The 15,132-nt window shown below is 40.6% G+C and carries 15 protein-coding genes; all 15 read left to right on the top strand.

Annotated elements, in window-relative coordinates:
- Nucleotides 1-14 precede the first annotated feature (14 nt).
- The 15 genes from R2800_11345 (at nucleotide 15) to R2800_11275 (ending at nucleotide 15,109) form a co-directional block, all read left to right on the top strand.
- Nucleotides 15-533 carry an NADH-quinone oxidoreductase subunit C gene (locus R2800_11345; GenBank protein MEZ5017639.1) on the top strand — a complete coding sequence of 173 codons (519 nt, stop codon included), beginning with the start codon at nucleotides 15-17 and terminating at the stop codon, nucleotides 531-533.
- A 23-nt stretch (nucleotides 534-556) separates the two neighbouring features.
- Nucleotides 557-1,804, top strand: a complete 1,248-nt coding sequence (locus R2800_11340; protein MEZ5017638.1) for an NADH-quinone oxidoreductase subunit D — start codon at nucleotides 557-559, stop codon at nucleotides 1,802-1,804.
- A 37-nt stretch (nucleotides 1,805-1,841) separates the two neighbouring features.
- A complete protein-coding gene (locus R2800_11335) occupies nucleotides 1,842-2,336 on the top strand; it encodes an NAD(P)H-dependent oxidoreductase subunit E (GenBank protein MEZ5017637.1) in 495 nt (164 codons plus the stop codon).
- A 3-nt stretch (nucleotides 2,337-2,339) separates the two neighbouring features.
- On the top strand, nucleotides 2,340-2,777 hold the full coding sequence (locus R2800_11330; GenBank protein ID MEZ5017636.1) for a nuclear transport factor 2 family protein: 438 nt from the start codon (nucleotides 2,340-2,342) through the stop codon (nucleotides 2,775-2,777).
- A gap of 30 nt (nucleotides 2,778-2,807) precedes the next feature.
- Entirely contained in the window at nucleotides 2,808-4,163 is a 1,356-nt protein-coding gene (nuoF, locus tag R2800_11325; protein MEZ5017635.1) for an NADH-quinone oxidoreductase subunit NuoF, read from the top strand.
- A 15-nt stretch (nucleotides 4,164-4,178) separates the two neighbouring features.
- Nucleotides 4,179-5,273 (top strand): 2Fe-2S iron-sulfur cluster-binding protein, encoded by a 1,095-nt coding sequence (locus R2800_11320; GenBank protein ID MEZ5017634.1) that lies wholly within the window; start codon nucleotides 4,179-4,181, stop codon nucleotides 5,271-5,273.
- A gap of 32 nt (nucleotides 5,274-5,305) precedes the next feature.
- The gene (gene nuoH / locus R2800_11315) at nucleotides 5,306-6,376 is read left to right on the top strand and encodes an NADH-quinone oxidoreductase subunit NuoH (GenBank protein ID MEZ5017633.1); all 1,071 of its coding nucleotides are present in this window, start codon (nucleotides 5,306-5,308) and stop codon (nucleotides 6,374-6,376) included.
- Nucleotides 6,377-6,381: 5 nt separating this feature from the next.
- Nucleotides 6,382-6,891: an NADH-quinone oxidoreductase subunit I gene (locus tag R2800_11310; protein ID MEZ5017632.1), complete on the top strand. Its 510-nt coding sequence runs from the start codon at nucleotides 6,382-6,384 to the stop codon at nucleotides 6,889-6,891.
- A gap of 5 nt (nucleotides 6,892-6,896) precedes the next feature.
- On the top strand, nucleotides 6,897-7,406 hold the full coding sequence (locus tag R2800_11305; protein ID MEZ5017631.1) for an NADH-quinone oxidoreductase subunit J: 510 nt from the start codon (nucleotides 6,897-6,899) through the stop codon (nucleotides 7,404-7,406).
- A gap of 3 nt (nucleotides 7,407-7,409) precedes the next feature.
- Nucleotides 7,410-7,709 (top strand): NADH-quinone oxidoreductase subunit NuoK, encoded by a 300-nt coding sequence (nuoK, locus tag R2800_11300; protein MEZ5017630.1) that lies wholly within the window; start codon nucleotides 7,410-7,412, stop codon nucleotides 7,707-7,709.
- 19 nt (nucleotides 7,710-7,728) lie between these two features.
- A complete protein-coding gene (gene nuoL / locus R2800_11295; protein ID MEZ5017629.1) occupies nucleotides 7,729-9,606 on the top strand; it encodes an NADH-quinone oxidoreductase subunit L in 1,878 nt (625 codons plus the stop codon).
- Nucleotides 9,607-9,634: 28 nt separating this feature from the next.
- Nucleotides 9,635-11,077 carry an NADH-quinone oxidoreductase subunit M gene (locus R2800_11290; GenBank protein MEZ5017628.1) on the top strand — a complete coding sequence of 481 codons (1,443 nt, stop codon included), beginning with the start codon at nucleotides 9,635-9,637 and terminating at the stop codon, nucleotides 11,075-11,077.
- A 33-nt stretch (nucleotides 11,078-11,110) separates the two neighbouring features.
- Entirely contained in the window at nucleotides 11,111-12,490 is a 1,380-nt protein-coding gene (locus R2800_11285) for an NADH-quinone oxidoreductase subunit N (GenBank protein MEZ5017627.1), read from the top strand.
- A 206-nt stretch (nucleotides 12,491-12,696) separates the two neighbouring features.
- Nucleotides 12,697-13,353, top strand: a complete 657-nt coding sequence (scpB, locus tag R2800_11280) for an SMC-Scp complex subunit ScpB (protein MEZ5017626.1) — start codon at nucleotides 12,697-12,699, stop codon at nucleotides 13,351-13,353.
- Between the two features lie 109 nt (nucleotides 13,354-13,462).
- The gene (locus tag R2800_11275) at nucleotides 13,463-15,109 is read left to right on the top strand and encodes a M28 family peptidase (protein MEZ5017625.1); all 1,647 of its coding nucleotides are present in this window, start codon (nucleotides 13,463-13,465) and stop codon (nucleotides 15,107-15,109) included.
- Nucleotides 15,110-15,132: the final 23 nt, after the last annotated feature.

Below are 15,132 nucleotides of genomic sequence, written 5' to 3'. Positions count from 1 at the left end.
TTTTTAGAAGATAAATGGCACTGACCAACGATATAGTAAAACAAAAGCTCACGGATAGATTTGGTGATAGTATCATCAGTTGTGAAGATGTGTATGGTATGCTAACAGCTATCATTAAGCCGGAGCAAAATGTAGAGATGCTTCGTTTCCTTTTTGATGATGAGGCATTAAAGTTCCAGTTTCTAACAGACCTAACAGCAGTACATTTCCCTGATCGTAAGGACGAGGAGTTGTGTGTGGTATATCATCTACATAGCTTAACCAATAACATAAGAATAAGATTAAAGGCATATGTGCCTATAGCACAGCCCGATATACGTTCGGTAGTAGAAATATTTTCTGCCGCAAACTGGATGGAGCGAGAGAGTTATGACTTTTTTGGTGTGAACTTTATAGGTCATCCAGACTTAAGAAGAATATTGAATGTAGACGAAATGGAGCATTTCCCAATGCGTAAGGAGTATCCTATGGAAGACCCTACGCGTACGGATAAAGATGACGAGATGTTTGGTAGAGGAGGTTCTATTAATTAATAAATGATTGGAGACTTCAAATAATGTCTGAAGAACAACAACATAATAATATACAGCTGGCCGACGAATCGTTGACCAAGCAGACGACCACGCTAAACCTTGGTCCTACGCACCCGGCTACACATGGTATATTTGAAAATATACTGGAGATAGATGGTGAGCGTGTGATGAGTGCTAAGCAAACGGTAGGGTACATCCACCGTGCTTTTGAGAAAATAGCAGAGCGTCGTCCGTATTATCAAGTAACACCACTTACTGATAGGTTGAACTATTGTTCTGCACCTATTAATAATATGGGTTGGCACATGACCTTGGAGAAGCTACTAGGGCTTCAATTGCCAAAGCGTGTAGACTATATGCGTGTCATCATTATGGAGCTGGCACGTATTGGTGACCACTTGATCTGCAACTCTGTAATAGCAGTAGATACAGGAGCGTTAACACCATTCACTTACGTATTCCAAATGCGTGAGTTGATCTATGAGATATATGAAGAGATTTGTGGCTCGCGCCTAACAACCAATATTGGCCGTGTAGGCGGTTTTGAGCGTAACTTCTCCAAGGTTGCTTGGGAGAAGATCGACCTCTTTATGGAGAAATTCCCTAAGGTGTTGAAGGAGTTTGAATCGCTGCTGAATCGTAACCGTATATTTATGGATCGTTGTATTGGTGCAGGTCCTATATCAGCAGAGCGTGCTTTGAATTATGGTTTCACAGGGCCAAACTTACGTGCAGCAGGTGTTGACTATGATGTGCGTATTGCACAGCCTTATTCTTCTTATGAAGATTTTGATTTTGAGGTACCTGTAGGTACAACAGGTGATGTGTATGATCGTTTCTTGGTAAGAAACGGAGAAATGTGGGAGAGCTACAGTATTATCCAACAAGCATTAGAAAAAATAGCTAAGATAGAGCAGGAAGACCCTTCGCAAAAAGAAGTGTTCTATGCTGTAGAAGCAGATAAATATCACTTCCCGGCTAAGGAAGATGTGTATACAAGCATGGAAGCTTTGATTCACCAATTCAAAATGGTGATGGGGGAGATCGATATACCGGAAGGGGAAATATATAATGCGGTAGAAGGTGGTAATGGTGAGGTCGGTTTCTATTTAATAAGTGATGGAGGGCGTACGCCTTATCGTTTGCATTTCCGCAGACCATGTTTTATTTATTATCAGGCTTTCCCTGAAATAATACAAGGTGGTTTGTTGAGTGATGCGATAGTAACACTCAGTAGCCTGAATGTAATTGCAGGTGAGCTGGATGCATAATATTAATAACAACTAATACCCTTGTAGGGGTTGATGTATGATAAAGTTTAGTGAAGAAAAGCTGAATAAGGTAAAAGAAATAATGGCACGCTACCCGGAAGGGAAGCAAAAAAGTGCCTTAATACCTGTGTTGCACATTGCTCAAGAAGAGTTTGATGGCTGGTTGGATACTCCTGTAATGGATTATGTAGCAGAGCTATTGAGCATCAAGCCGATTGAAGTATATGAGGTAGCTACCTTTTATACCATGTTCAACCTGAAACCTGTTGGTAAATATGTACTGGAAGTTTGCCAAACAGGGCCTTGTATGTTGAATGGTAGTGATGAGATCATTGATTACATCAAAGAGAAGCTAAACATTAAGGCTGGAGAAACAACAGATGATGGTTTGTTTACTTTGAAACCTGCTGAATGCTTGGGCGCATGTGGTTATGCACCAATGATGCAGTTGGGTAAACATTATAAAGAGTTTTTGACCAAAGAGAAAATAGACCAGATAATTGATGACCTAAGAGCTGCTGCAAACAACTAGTGTATGCGGTATTGCTTGGTCATATTATTGTTCTTTATTTATAGTAGTGCATCGGCACAGAGAAGTGAAGAAGGGGTGAAACTAGCTTCAGAGGCTTTTAACCAAGCGCTTGTAGCTAAAGATAGTAATGCTTTAAAGAAGCTTTTGTTTCATCAGCTAAGCTACGGACATAGCAATACATGGGTGGAAACGAAGCAGGAGTTGATAGATGATCTGTTCAACGGAACGATTACCTATAATAAAGTAGAAACGGAGAAAGTAGAGGTTATCATGCTGACAAAAAAGTTGGCAACTCTAAGGGCAGATGTGGTGATCGATGCAGACTACAAAGGCAGTAAGGGGTTGGTCTTTCACCTCTATGTGTTACAAACGTGGAAGTGGCAGAATATGACAGGTTGGGTAATGTTGAACAGGCAAAGTGTAGGTATAAAAGATAAATAAAATCAAGTCCGAAAGGATTGAATTATAAATATGAAACTATTATTAGAACATGCACATGTAGAAGGTATTCGTTATTACGATACCTATCGTAAGCATGGTGGTTACCGCTCTGTAGAGAAGGCGTTAAAAATGACGCCCGACGAAATAGTGGAAGAAGTGAAAACCAGTGGTCTTCGTGGTCGTGGTGGTGCGGGTTTCCCTACAGGGTTGAAGTGGAGCTTTTTGGCTAAGCCCGAAGGTGTGCCTCGTCACTTGGTATGTAATGCCGACGAGTCGGAGCCGGGTACGTTTAAAGACCGTTATTTAATGGAGTTTATCCCTCACTTGTTAGTTGAGGGTTTGATCGTGAGTAGTTTTGCTTTGGGTAGCAATGCTACATATATATATATACGTGGTGAGTATGCTTGGATAGTAGATATACTAGAGCAAGCAATAACTGAGGCGAAGAACAATGGATGGTTAGGTAAAAACATTCAAGGTTCGGGGTTTGACTGTGAGATATACGTACAGCGTGGAGCAGGTGCTTATATCTGCGGTGAAGAAACTGCACTAATAGAAAGCTTGGAAGGCAAGCGTGGTAACCCGCGTATCAAACCTCCATTCCCAGCTGTGAAAGGTGTTTGGGGTCGCCCTACGGTGGTGAACAACGTAGAAACTTTAGCCGCCGTTGTGCCAATCATGAATATGGGTGGCGCAGAGTATGCTAAAATAGGTGTAGGTCGCTCTACAGGTACTAAGCTATTATCGGCTTGTGGTAATATCAATAAGCCAGGCGTTTACGAAATAGATATGACCATCTCTGTTGAAGAGTTTATTTTCTCTGATAAATATTGTGGTGGTATACCTAATGGTAAGCGTTTGAAGGCTTGTATACCTGGTGGTTCATCTGTACCTATAGTTCCTGCCAACTTGTTGCTAAAGACAGCAAAAGGAGAAACACGCTACATGAACTACGAGAGTTTATCTGATGGTGGTTTCCAAACTGGTACTATGATGGGGTCGGGAGGTTTCATTGTAATGGATGAAGACCAGTGTGTAGTACGCCATACTATGAGCTTAGCACATTTCTACAACCACGAGAGTTGTGGACAATGTAGTCCATGCCGTGAGGGTACGGGTTGGATGTATAAAATATTAAAGAACATCGAGTACGGAAAAGGAAAGATGAGTGATATAGACTTGCTTTGGGATATTCAAGGTAAGATAGAAGGGAATACCATTTGCCCGTTAGGCGATGCGGCGGCATGGCCGGTAGCAGCAGCTATCCGTCACTTCCGCGATGAGTTTGAATGGCACGTGAAAAACCCTGAAGAGTCACAAAAAAGAAACTTTGGTTTAGCGCATTATGCGGATCCATTACCTCCGGTAGTGGAAGCAAATGCTTAAAATACAAGAACGAATATGTCTGAACAGGCACAAAAGTTTAAAGTAACGATAGATAACATCACAGTTGAGGTAGACCCTGGTACTACTATACTGGAAGCTGCCCGTCAGATCGGTGGTGATGTTACCCCTCCGGCTATGTGCTACTATAGCAAGTTGGAAGGTAGTGGTGGTAAGTGCCGTACCTGCTTGGTAGAGGTGAGCAAAGGTTCCGAGAAGGATCCTCGCCCAATGCCTAAGTTAATGGCTAGTTGCCGTACGGGTGTGATGGATGGCATGGAAGTGAAGAACATCACTTCTCCACGTGTGGTAGAGGCTAGAAAAGGTGTGGTGGAGATGTTACTCATCAACCACCCGTTAGATTGTCCTGTATGCGACCAAGCGGGGGAGTGTCATTTACAAGACCTGAGCTATGAGCACGGTGCTTCAGGCACTCGTTACGAGTTCGACCGCCGTACTTTTGAGAAAGAAGATATTGGTGATTATATATCACTACACATGACACGTTGTATCCTTTGCTACCGTTGTGTGTACACTGCCGAGCAGTTGACGGAAAAGCGTGAGCATGGTGTATTAGAGCGTGGCGATAAAGCTGAGATCAGTACGTTATTAGGTAAAAGCCTAAATAACGAGTTTATAGGAAACGTAATAGATGTATGCCCTGTAGGTGCATTGACGGATAAAACGTTCCGCTTTAAGAATCGTGTATGGTTTACTAAACCGGTAGACGCGCATCGCGATTGTGATAACCCTAAATGTTGTGGTAAAGCACGTTTATGGTATCGCGGAGATGAAGTATTCCGTGTTACAGCGCGTAAAGACCAGTGGGGTGAGGTAGAAGGATGGATCTGTAACGATTGTCGTTTCCATAAAAAAGACACAAAAGATTGGGTGATAGAAGGCCCGTCAAATATTAGCAGACATAGTGTTATCTCTCAAGGGCATTATGTAAATACAAAGCCACAACCTGTGTTGATAGACAAGGTAATAGGTAAAGACCCTAAGCTTTTGCTGAATATACATGACGAGAGTGATGTGAATAAACCTAATGTAGACCTGTCTAAAATAGCTGGACCGGCACATTCTGATGATTTTGAAAAGAAAGGCAATTAAAAATATAAACAACTAATTACTTTTGCGCCACTATGCTGTTACTTGATATTGATACAGCCTTTATTATAGAGAAATTCATTCTAGGCACAGTTATCTTGCTGGGGTCACTTGGTGTAGCTATGTATGCTACTTGGGGCGAGCGTAAGGTGGCTGCTATTATGCAAGACCGTAGGGGTCCTAACCGTGCTGGTCCATTTGGTTTGCTACAACCATTGGCCGATGGCGGTAAACTTTTCTTTAAAGAGGAGATCACTCCTGAACGTTCTACAAGATTCTTATTCATTCTCGGACCATCGTTAGCCATGCTTACCGCATGTTTGACGAGTGTGGTAATACCTTGGGGTCCTGATTATGTTACAGAATCGGGCAAAGTAATATCACTACAGATGGCAGATATCAATATAGGTATCCTGTTCATCTTTGGTATATTAAGTATAGGTGTATATGGTGTGATGCTAGGCGGATGGGCTTCTAACAACAAGTTCTCTTTGTTGAGTAGTATTCGTGCAGCGGCACAGGCTGTTTCTTATGAGTTGGCTTTTGGTATCAGTTTGGTAGCCTTGCTGTTGATGACGGGTACTTTGAGTATGCGCGAGATAGTAGAGCAACAACATGGTTTCTGGAGTGACGGTTATTTCACTTGGAACTTCTTTAAGCAGCCTCTAGGCTTCTTGATATTCTTGGTTTGTTCTTTTGCAGAATTAAACCGTGCACCATTTGACTTGGCAGAGTGTGAGAGTGAGTTGAACATGGGTTACCACCAAGAGTATTCTTCAATGAAACTGGGTTTTTATCTTTTTGCAGAGTACATCAACCTATTCATTAGCTCGGCGGTAATTATTACACTTTTCTTTGGTGGGTACAACTTCCCATTCATGGATCAGGTAGCGGCTGCAGCACCACCATTGATATACACAGCTATTTGTGTATTAGTATTCTTGACAAAAATTATTTGTACCATATTGTTTTTCATGTTCATTCGCTGGACGTTACCACGTTTCCGTTACGACCAGTTGATGAAGCTAGGTTGGAAATCATTGATACCACTAGCGTTGGTAAACATGCTGATAACCGGAGCGTTGATTTTGTGGGTGTTTAAATAAGGATAATGGAAAAACTAACGAACAAATCGAAAGCGGTAGATCGTAGTCCAATGACCTTTGGAGAGAAGATATATCTTCCTTCCATAGCCAAGGGCTTGAGCATAACGCTGGGTCATATATTTAAAAAGCCTGCTACGGTAAGCTATCCGGAAGAAAAACGTCCGTTTAGCCCTGTGTTTCGTGGCTTGCACATACTGAACCGTGATGAAGAGGGAAGAGAGAACTGTACAGCATGCGGACTTTGCGCACTAGCTTGTCCGGCTGAAGCGATCACGATGGAAGCTGCAGAGCGTAAGCCTGATGAACAGCACCTATATCGTGAAGAGAAATATGCAGCTAAGTATGAGATAAATATGTTGCGTTGTATATTTTGTGGCAATTGCGAAGAAGCTTGCCCTAAAGATGCAGTATATCTAAGTGAGACATTAATGCCTACGCACTACGAGCGTAGTAAGATGATTTATAAAAAAGAAGACCTTTTGATTCCTCACCCTAAAGTGAAGGAGGATAAATAAGTGATATGAGCTTATACGAAATACTTTTTTGGTTCCTTACAGTAATTGCCATTGGCTGTGCACTTGGTGTGGTCTTGAGCCGCAACCCTGTAAGTAGTGTATTGTTTCTGATCGCAACCTTTTTTGCCATATCAGGACATTATATATTAATGAATGCTCAGTTCTTAGCCATTGTAAACGTTATCGTTTACGCAGGGGCTATTATGGTACTGTTTCTCTTCGTCATCATGTTGATGAACTTGAATGCAGATACAGAACCACAGAAAAATCTGTTGATACAAATAGCAGGTGGTGTGTCAGGTGGTGTGTTGTTTTTAGTGGTATTGGCAGCATTACGTTCTGCGTCGGTAACGCCGCTAGAGCAAACAGCAACAGATATAGGATTAATTAAAAACTTAGGTAGAACGTTATTTACAAAATTCCTTCTGCCTTTTGAAATAAGTAGTGTACTCTTTCTTAGTGCAATGATAGGTGCAGTAGTATTAGGTAAAAAGGGAACACCAGTAACAGAATAAGATATGCCTACACAATATTATTTGTTTTTAAGTATCGCATTGTTTTGCATCGGCATTATGGGAACGCTTATGCGCCGTAATGCTATCATTATATTCATGTGCATAGAGCTAATGCTTAATGCAGTGAACCTGCTGCTAGTGGCGTTCTCTAAAATGTATAATGATGCTTCTGCTCAGATCTTTGTGTTCTTTATTATGGTAGTGGCAGCGGCAGAAGTAGCGGTAGGGTTGGCAGTAATAGTGATGATGTATCGTAAGGTACACTCGGTAGACATTAATATATTAAACAGATTAAAGCACTAATACCCTTCGGGGGTTTGGTATGACAAACTTAGTTTATTTAGTTCCGTTATTTCCGTTGATAGGTTTCCTTATCAATGGTATTGGTTGGAAGAAAGTTCCGAAAGCAGCCGGTGGTGTTATTGGTAGTGTGGCCGTATTGGCTTCATTCTTAGTTTCTTTAGGTATTTTCTTCGAGGTGAAAAGTAGTGGTACGGCTACTACGGTTCACTTATTCGATTTTATCCATTCGGGTAAGCTATATATACCATTTGCTTTCCAAGTAGATGCCTTGTCGTCTCTATTCTTATTGATCATTACAGGTATTGGTTTCTTAATACATGTGTACTCTACATCGTATATGCATGATGATGAGGGCATGACCAAGTATTTCGCTTATTTGAACTTGTTTGTTTTCTCAATGTTGTTACTCGTATTAGGTGGCAACTATTTGATCATGTTCATCGGTTGGGAAGGTGTAGGACTTTGTTCTTATCTATTGATCGGCTTCTGGTTTAAAGAAAGAGAAAATACAAATGCTGCTAAGAAGGCTTTTGTGATGAACCGTATTGGTGATCTAGGTTTCTTAGTAGGTATGTTACTAGTGTTGTTCAACTTTGGTACTCTTTCTTACCAAGAGTTGTTTAGCACCATGTCTACTACTACACCTTCCAGTGATCTAACTAATTGGATAGCTATCTGCTTCTTTATAGGTGCTATGGGTAAGAGTGCTCAGATACCTTTATATACATGGCTACCTGATGCGATGGCAGGCCCTACTCCTGTATCTGCATTGATACACGCTGCTACCATGGTAACGGCAGGTATCTATATGATAGCACGTAGTAATGCATTATACAATCTGGCACCAATGGCTATGGATCTAGTAGCTATAATTGGATTGGCTACAGCAATATTAGCGGCGAGCATTGCTATCAAACAATATGATATTAAGAAAGTATTGGCATACTCTACTGTGAGTCAGTTAGGCTTTATGTTCTTGGCTTTAGGTATGGGAGCGTATACAACAGCAGTATTCCATGTGATGACGCATGCCTTCTTCAAAGCCTTATTGTTCTTAGGTTCTGGTAGTGTGATACACGCTATGGGGGGTGAACAAGACATTCGCAAAATGGGTGGTTTGAACAAGCATATGCGTATTACAGGTTCTACCTTCTTGATAGGCTGCTTGGCTATCTCAGGCATACCAGGTTTCTCAGGTTTCTTCTCAAAAGACGAAATATTAGCTTCTGTATATGCACATAGCCCAGTAATGTATTACCTAACACTAGGTGCTGCATTGATGACAGCTTTCTACATGTTCCGTTTATACTTCCTAACCTTCACAGGAACATTCAGAGGAACTGAAGAACAAAAACATCATCTGCACGAGAGCCCTGCTGCTATTACAATGCCTTTGGTTGTATTGGCAATATTGGCAGTGATAGGTGGTTATGTAGGTTTGCCTGCAGTAATTACAGAGCACCATATATTAAATGAATATCTAAGACCTGTAGTACAAAACTTTAACCAACATCACTTAGACCATAATACAGAATGGATGTTGATGGGTTTATCTACTGTACTGGTAATAGTAATGATATTTGTAGCACGTAGTACTACTAAGAAAGCCAACTTTGCACCAAACACAGGTATTGCAAAGGCATTGGAAAACAAATGGTATATAGATGAGTTGTATGATACAGTTATCGTTCGTCCGATAGGTGCGTTATCAACTGTATTGAATAATATAGTAGAGAAGATGGGTATTGACGGGTTGGTGAATGGAATAGGTAAGGGCATCCATTGGGGTAGTAATCGTGTACGATTAATGCAAAGTGGTCTGGTAGGCTTTTACATTTTTATAATGGTTATTGGTATAACATTGTTGTTTGCCTTTACCTTTTTGTGGATACAATAATAATTAGATAGCATACTGCATAAGTATCATGATAGTAACATTACTCATAGTAGTTCCTTTAATAGCAGGCATATACAGTCTTTTTGTAAAAAATGATTCTGTAAAAGGTACTGCTATTGCCAGTACGGTGATAACACTTGTTGTAGGAGCATTAGTAGGTATGGATGCCTATACTGCACCTGTAAGTTGGAGCATGGATTGGATACCAACGCTAGGTACTAAACTTAGTTTTGTAGCTGATGGCGTGAGTACAATGCTTAGCCTGCTGGTGAGTATTGTGATGTTGGTGGTATACATCAGTGGTTTGAATAAGAAAGTAGACAATCAAGGTTCTTTTTACGGTTTATTATTGTTGTCTCAAGCGGGTATTACAGGTGTATTCTTAGCTAGTGATGCATTGCTGTTCTACTTCTTCTGGGAGTTGGCATTAATACCCGTATACTTCCTTTGCTCGCAATGGGGTGGCGAAAGACGTATTGCGGTTACATTAAAGTTCTTTATCTATACATTCGTTGGTAGCTTAATGCTACTAGCAGCAATTATATATTTAGCGACACAAAGTGCAGGAGGTACCTCATTTGCCTGGGAACATATCGTACGCGTAGGTAGTTCTTTGCCTGTAGACCAGCAGCAATGGTTATTCTGGTTGATCTTTATAGCTTTTGCTATCAAGATGCCGATATTCCCATTCCACACTTGGCAGCCAGATACTTATGAGCAATCGCCAACACCTGTTACCATTGTGCTTAGCGCATTGATGGTGAAAATGGGTTTGTTTGCAGTGCTTCGTTGGTTGTTACCTGTGTTGCCGGAAGGAGTAGCTTATTGGTCTGACACAGTAATTACATTATCTATAATAGGTATTGTTTATGCATCACTATTAGCTATTGTGCAAAAAGACCTGAAGCGATTAGTGGCTTATTCCTCTATTGCGCATATGGGCTTGATGAGTGCCGCTGCTTTTGCTGGTACTAATGTAGGTATGCATGGGTTGGCAGTACAGATGTTCAACCACGGTATCAATATAGCAGGTATGTGGGTAATCGTACATATGATAGAGCAACGCTACGGTACACGCAACATGAGCAAGCTGGGTGGTATGGCTACGGCTGCACCAAAGATGGCCATTGCATTAGTGATCGTGTCTTTAGCTAATATAGCACTGCCACTTACAAATGGGTTTGTGGGCGAGTTTATGCTGTTCAACGGCTTGTTCCAAAGCGCTTCCGAATACCATATTACCTTTATGGTGATAGCAGGTTTAGGTGTGATACTAGGAGCAGTATATACGCTGAATATGATACAGCGTACTGCTTATGGTAGTGTGGTAGAGATGAAAGAAGGTAAAGACCTTACAACAAACGAATACATTGGGTTGGCTATTATTATTGGCCTTATCATATTTTTAGGTGTTTATCCAAAGCCGTTGTTAGAAATGACAGCGACCGCAGTAAATACGATGATGCCCTAATTTGAATATTGACTAATAACTACTGTATAAGTAATGAAGGCAATTATTGCTGCTACAATATTGGGAATTGTGCTTATGTACTCAGGCTTTTTGTCTAAAGACAAGAAGTCAATAGTTTCTATAGCCATCATAGCGATGCTGGCACTACTAGGTATCAATATCTGGGAGCTGACCACAGCTAGTGCTACAGAACCGCAAATGCTGTTCAACAAAATGTTGCGCATAGATAAATATGCTATCTGGTTCAATACATTAATGACGGGCTGTACTTTCTTGTACTTCTTACTAGCTGGTAAGCATATAAAAGAAGTGGGCAATCACGTAGCGGAATACTTCGCACTTATCTTCTTTATACTATGTGGTATGTATCTATTAACGGGATACAACAATCTGCTTATGTTATTCATAGGTGTAGAAATCTTATCTATACCACAATACATATTAGCAGGTAGCGATAAAAAGAACTTAAAGAGTAATGAGGCCTCGTTGAAGTATTTCTTGATGGGTGCCTTTACCACAGGTATCTTATTAATGGGTATTACGCTATTGTACGGTGCTACAGGTTCTTTCAATATCCTTGATTATACTTTCTTACAGGCAGATACACTTAACCCAATGGCCTTGTCAGGTATTATCTTGATCATGATCGCCTTTGCCTTTAAGATATCTGCAGCACCAATGCATACTTGGACACCTGATGTGTACGATGGAGCGCCAACCGCCTTTACTGCCTTTATGGCAACTATAGTAAAAGCTGGTGCCTTTATCGGTTTCTTACGTTTGTTCCATATTGCGTTTGGTAGCATTAGCAGCCAGTGGATGATGACCTTAGCAGTTATTACAGCTGCTACATTATTCGTAGGTAATATTACAGCGGTATTCCAGCAGAGTGTAAAGCGTATGTTGGCCTACTCTTCTATCGCACAAGCTGGCTTTATGTTGTTTGCAGTAGTATCTGTAAATGCTACAGCATGGCAGGGTATTACATTATATGCTGTGGCGTATAGTGTGGCTACCATAGGTATGTTTGCCGTATTGCTGAAAATGAAAGACTACACTTACGATGGCTTTAATGGCTTGGCTAAGAAACAACCTGCATTAGCTTTTTTTACAACTGTATTCCTTCTGTCTTTAGCAGGTATACCACTTACCGGTGGTTTCTGGGCTAAGTATTTTGTACTAACTAGTGCAGTACAGCAAGGAGGTATGTTATGGTTAGTGATATTCGCACTACTAATGGCAGCGGTAAGTATTTACTACTACTTTAGGGTTATAATTGCGATGTACTTCAAAACTGGTGATGCTGAGCTAAACCATGAGGTGACTGCTACCGACAGGTTATTACTGGCAGTTACTTGCATTATTGTAATACTGCTTGGTGTAGCACCACATTTATTCCTTTATTCAGCATAGTACTATAATAGTCCTGAAACTGGCTTAAATCCATAAAAAGCAGGTTTCTCCACATAGATATTACCATATATTATATTTGAATATATGTTTAATGTATTGTTTCTTATATAAGTGACAGTACTTATTCACAACTGTGCATTTCTTTAGCCTCAAATTTCCTTAAGCTTATTTAATTTCGGTGTGTACCAGAAAAACGGTGTAAGACTATGGATATAGAACATTTAATGCCGCACGTAGAAGCACTAATATTTGCTAGTGAACGCCCGGTTACTCTTATGGAGATAACAGAGCTTTTGTCTAAGTCGTTTGAGGAGATGATGGAAGGAGAAAGAGTAGCTACCTGTATAGATGCTATTCGTGAAAAATATAGTGCAGAATACTACCCATTCCAATTAATGGAAACAGGTGGTGGATATCAGTTTTTAACAAAGAAGCAATTTCATAAAACAGTACTACAGCTTAATGGAGACAAGCATATCAAGAAGCTTTCTTCTGCAGCTATGGAAACTTTGGCAATTATCTCTTATAAACAACCGGTTACAAAATCAGAGATCGAATATATAAGAGGTGTAGGTGCAGATTATTCTATCCAGAAACTACTGGAAAAAGAACTGATCGTGATAGCTGGCCGCAAAGAAGATGCTGTAGGCAAGCCTTTGGTTTATGAAACATCTAAGAACTTTATGGATTACTTGGGTATCAACTCACCAAGCGATCTACCGCAACTAAAAGATATCACCGATGTGGAAATAGTTGTGCCAACGGACAGTAACGAGGCACAGCCTGATGACGCTTCTGCTACAGAAGAGGGAGAATCCGGCGCTATGATCGTAAGCCCTGATGGGGCTATCAAAGCGGCCTAAGCATACAAAAGAGAGTTTAAGTAATACCAAAACCGTTTCGTTAACGCGAGGCGGTTTTTTGTATTATTTATATTCTTAGCTGTAACTTTGCACCACATTTATGGAAAGTATGAAAAATATACTAGCAGCTATATTGCTCCCGGCTGCATTGTGTACTACTCTTGAGGTAGCTGCACAGAAAAAATCAGATAAAAAAATAGTAAAGCAGTTGAAGCAGGATATAGGTTATCTGGCTTCTGACGAGTTGAAAGGTCGCCGCACAGGCTCTGCAGGTGAAGAGGCTGCTGCTAACTATATTATTAAATATTACAAAGAGCAGGGTGTAAGTGCTTATAAAGACAAGTATATCTACCCATTTACCTTTGTTAATGGTAGGAAAGTAGGTGCAGCTACTACTATTCAGCTTGGGAATGAGAAAGTGCCTACAGATATCGCATTCCCGCTACCGTTTAGTGCGAATGCAACAGTAGATGCCAAGTTGATACCTGAAGTATTTGAACAGGATAACGTATGGATGATATCCCTGTATGCTGACGCAGAAGAAGCTAAAAACCCTCACTTTGATTGGGAAAAAGCAGCATTTAAAAAAGTACTTGATGCAGCAAAGCATGGAGCAACAGGAGTGTTGCTTTATGATAAATATGGTGCTAAATACGAACCTCAGTTCAATAAGAAATCAAGCTTTGAAAACTTAGATATTCCATCCGCCTTTTTAAGTCATAAAGGCTACAAAGAATATGCTGAAGAAAATGAGGAAGAGTTGATGCTACATATGAGTATTGACATTGAAAAGACGAATTTGACAGGTAATAACATTGCGGGTTATGTGGATAATGGTGCTACATATACCGTTGTACTTGGTGCGCATTACGATCACTTAGGTATGGGTGAAGATGGCAACAGCCGCTATACAGGTAAAGAGCCACAGATACATAACGGGGCAGATGACAATGCAAGTGGTACAGCTGCTTTGATGCAATTAGCTAGTTGGGTGAAGAACAGCAGCTTTAAACAATATAATTATTTGTTCGTTCACTTCTCGGCAGAAGAGCTGGGTCTTATAGGTTCAAAGGCTTTTGTCGAAGATATGTCTTTAGATAGCAGTAGCATTGCCTATATGATCAATATGGATATGGTAGGCAGGCTGAACGATAGCACACATGCACTTACTGTTGGAGGTGTAGGTACTGCTAAAGTGTGGGGTAATGTTATTGTCAACGATAACTTTAAGGTGTCTATTGATAGTTCTGGTGTAGGCCCTTCCGATCATAGTTCGTTCTACCATCAAGGTATTCCCGTATTATTCTTCTTTACAGGTACACATACCGATTATCACAAGCCAGAAGATGATGCAGATAAGATAAACTACGAAGGAGAGGCTGCTATCATAAAATATGTATACAATGTAGTGGGCAAAATGGAACAAGAGCCAAAGCCTAAGTTCTCTCCTACCAAGCAAAAGGATATTGGTAAGGTTCGTTTTAAAGTTACCTTAGGTATTATGCCAGACTACGCTTTTCAAGGCGAAGGAGTACGTGTAGATGGTGTAACAGAGGCTCGTCCGGCACAAGTAGCAGGAGTAAAAGGAGGTGATATTATTACTGCTATTGGTAAATTGGAAATAAAGGGCATGCAAACCTATATGGAAGCATTAGCAGAATTTAATGTGGGGGATGAGACTACAGTAACCGTTAAGCGTGAAGGTAAAGAAATGACCATGCCTTTGATCTTTACACCGAAAGAGAAAAAGCACTAAAGCGTATTAGATATATAGAAAAA

Source organism: Flavipsychrobacter sp., from assembly GCA_041392855.1.
Taxonomy (GTDB): domain Bacteria; phylum Bacteroidota; class Bacteroidia; order Chitinophagales; family Chitinophagaceae; genus UBA5543.
The sequence above is the reverse complement of the archived record's forward strand: the minus strand, read 5'-3'. Positions and strand labels throughout refer to the sequence as shown.

What these genes read in the sequence shown, in the direction of transcription:
- R2800_11275 (MEZ5017625.1), top strand. Translation starts at nt 13,463, where the DNA reads ATGAAAAATATACTAGCAGCTATATTGCTCCCGGCTGCATTGTGTACT.
- R2800_11305 (MEZ5017631.1), top strand. Translation starts at nt 6,897, where the DNA reads ATGAGCTTATACGAAATACTTTTTTGGTTCCTTACAGTAATTGCCATT.
- nuoF (MEZ5017635.1), top strand. Translation starts at nt 2,808, where the DNA reads ATGAAACTATTATTAGAACATGCACATGTAGAAGGTATTCGTTATTAC.
- nuoK (MEZ5017630.1), top strand. Translation starts at nt 7,410, where the DNA reads ATGCCTACACAATATTATTTGTTTTTAAGTATCGCATTGTTTTGCATC.
- R2800_11285 (MEZ5017627.1), top strand. Translation starts at nt 11,111, where the DNA reads ATGAAGGCAATTATTGCTGCTACAATATTGGGAATTGTGCTTATGTAC.
- R2800_11345 (MEZ5017639.1), top strand. Translation starts at nt 15, where the DNA reads ATGGCACTGACCAACGATATAGTAAAACAAAAGCTCACGGATAGATTT.
- R2800_11335 (MEZ5017637.1), top strand. Translation starts at nt 1,842, where the DNA reads ATGATAAAGTTTAGTGAAGAAAAGCTGAATAAGGTAAAAGAAATAATG.
- R2800_11290 (MEZ5017628.1), top strand. Translation starts at nt 9,635, where the DNA reads ATGATAGTAACATTACTCATAGTAGTTCCTTTAATAGCAGGCATATAC.
- scpB (MEZ5017626.1), top strand. Translation starts at nt 12,697, where the DNA reads ATGGATATAGAACATTTAATGCCGCACGTAGAAGCACTAATATTTGCT.
- nuoH (MEZ5017633.1), top strand. Translation starts at nt 5,306, where the DNA reads ATGCTGTTACTTGATATTGATACAGCCTTTATTATAGAGAAATTCATT.
- R2800_11340 (MEZ5017638.1), top strand. Translation starts at nt 557, where the DNA reads ATGTCTGAAGAACAACAACATAATAATATACAGCTGGCCGACGAATCG.
- R2800_11310 (MEZ5017632.1), top strand. Translation starts at nt 6,382, where the DNA reads ATGGAAAAACTAACGAACAAATCGAAAGCGGTAGATCGTAGTCCAATG.
- R2800_11320 (MEZ5017634.1), top strand. Translation starts at nt 4,179, where the DNA reads ATGTCTGAACAGGCACAAAAGTTTAAAGTAACGATAGATAACATCACA.
- R2800_11330 (MEZ5017636.1), top strand. Translation starts at nt 2,340, where the DNA reads ATGCGGTATTGCTTGGTCATATTATTGTTCTTTATTTATAGTAGTGCA.
- nuoL (MEZ5017629.1), top strand. Translation starts at nt 7,729, where the DNA reads ATGACAAACTTAGTTTATTTAGTTCCGTTATTTCCGTTGATAGGTTTC.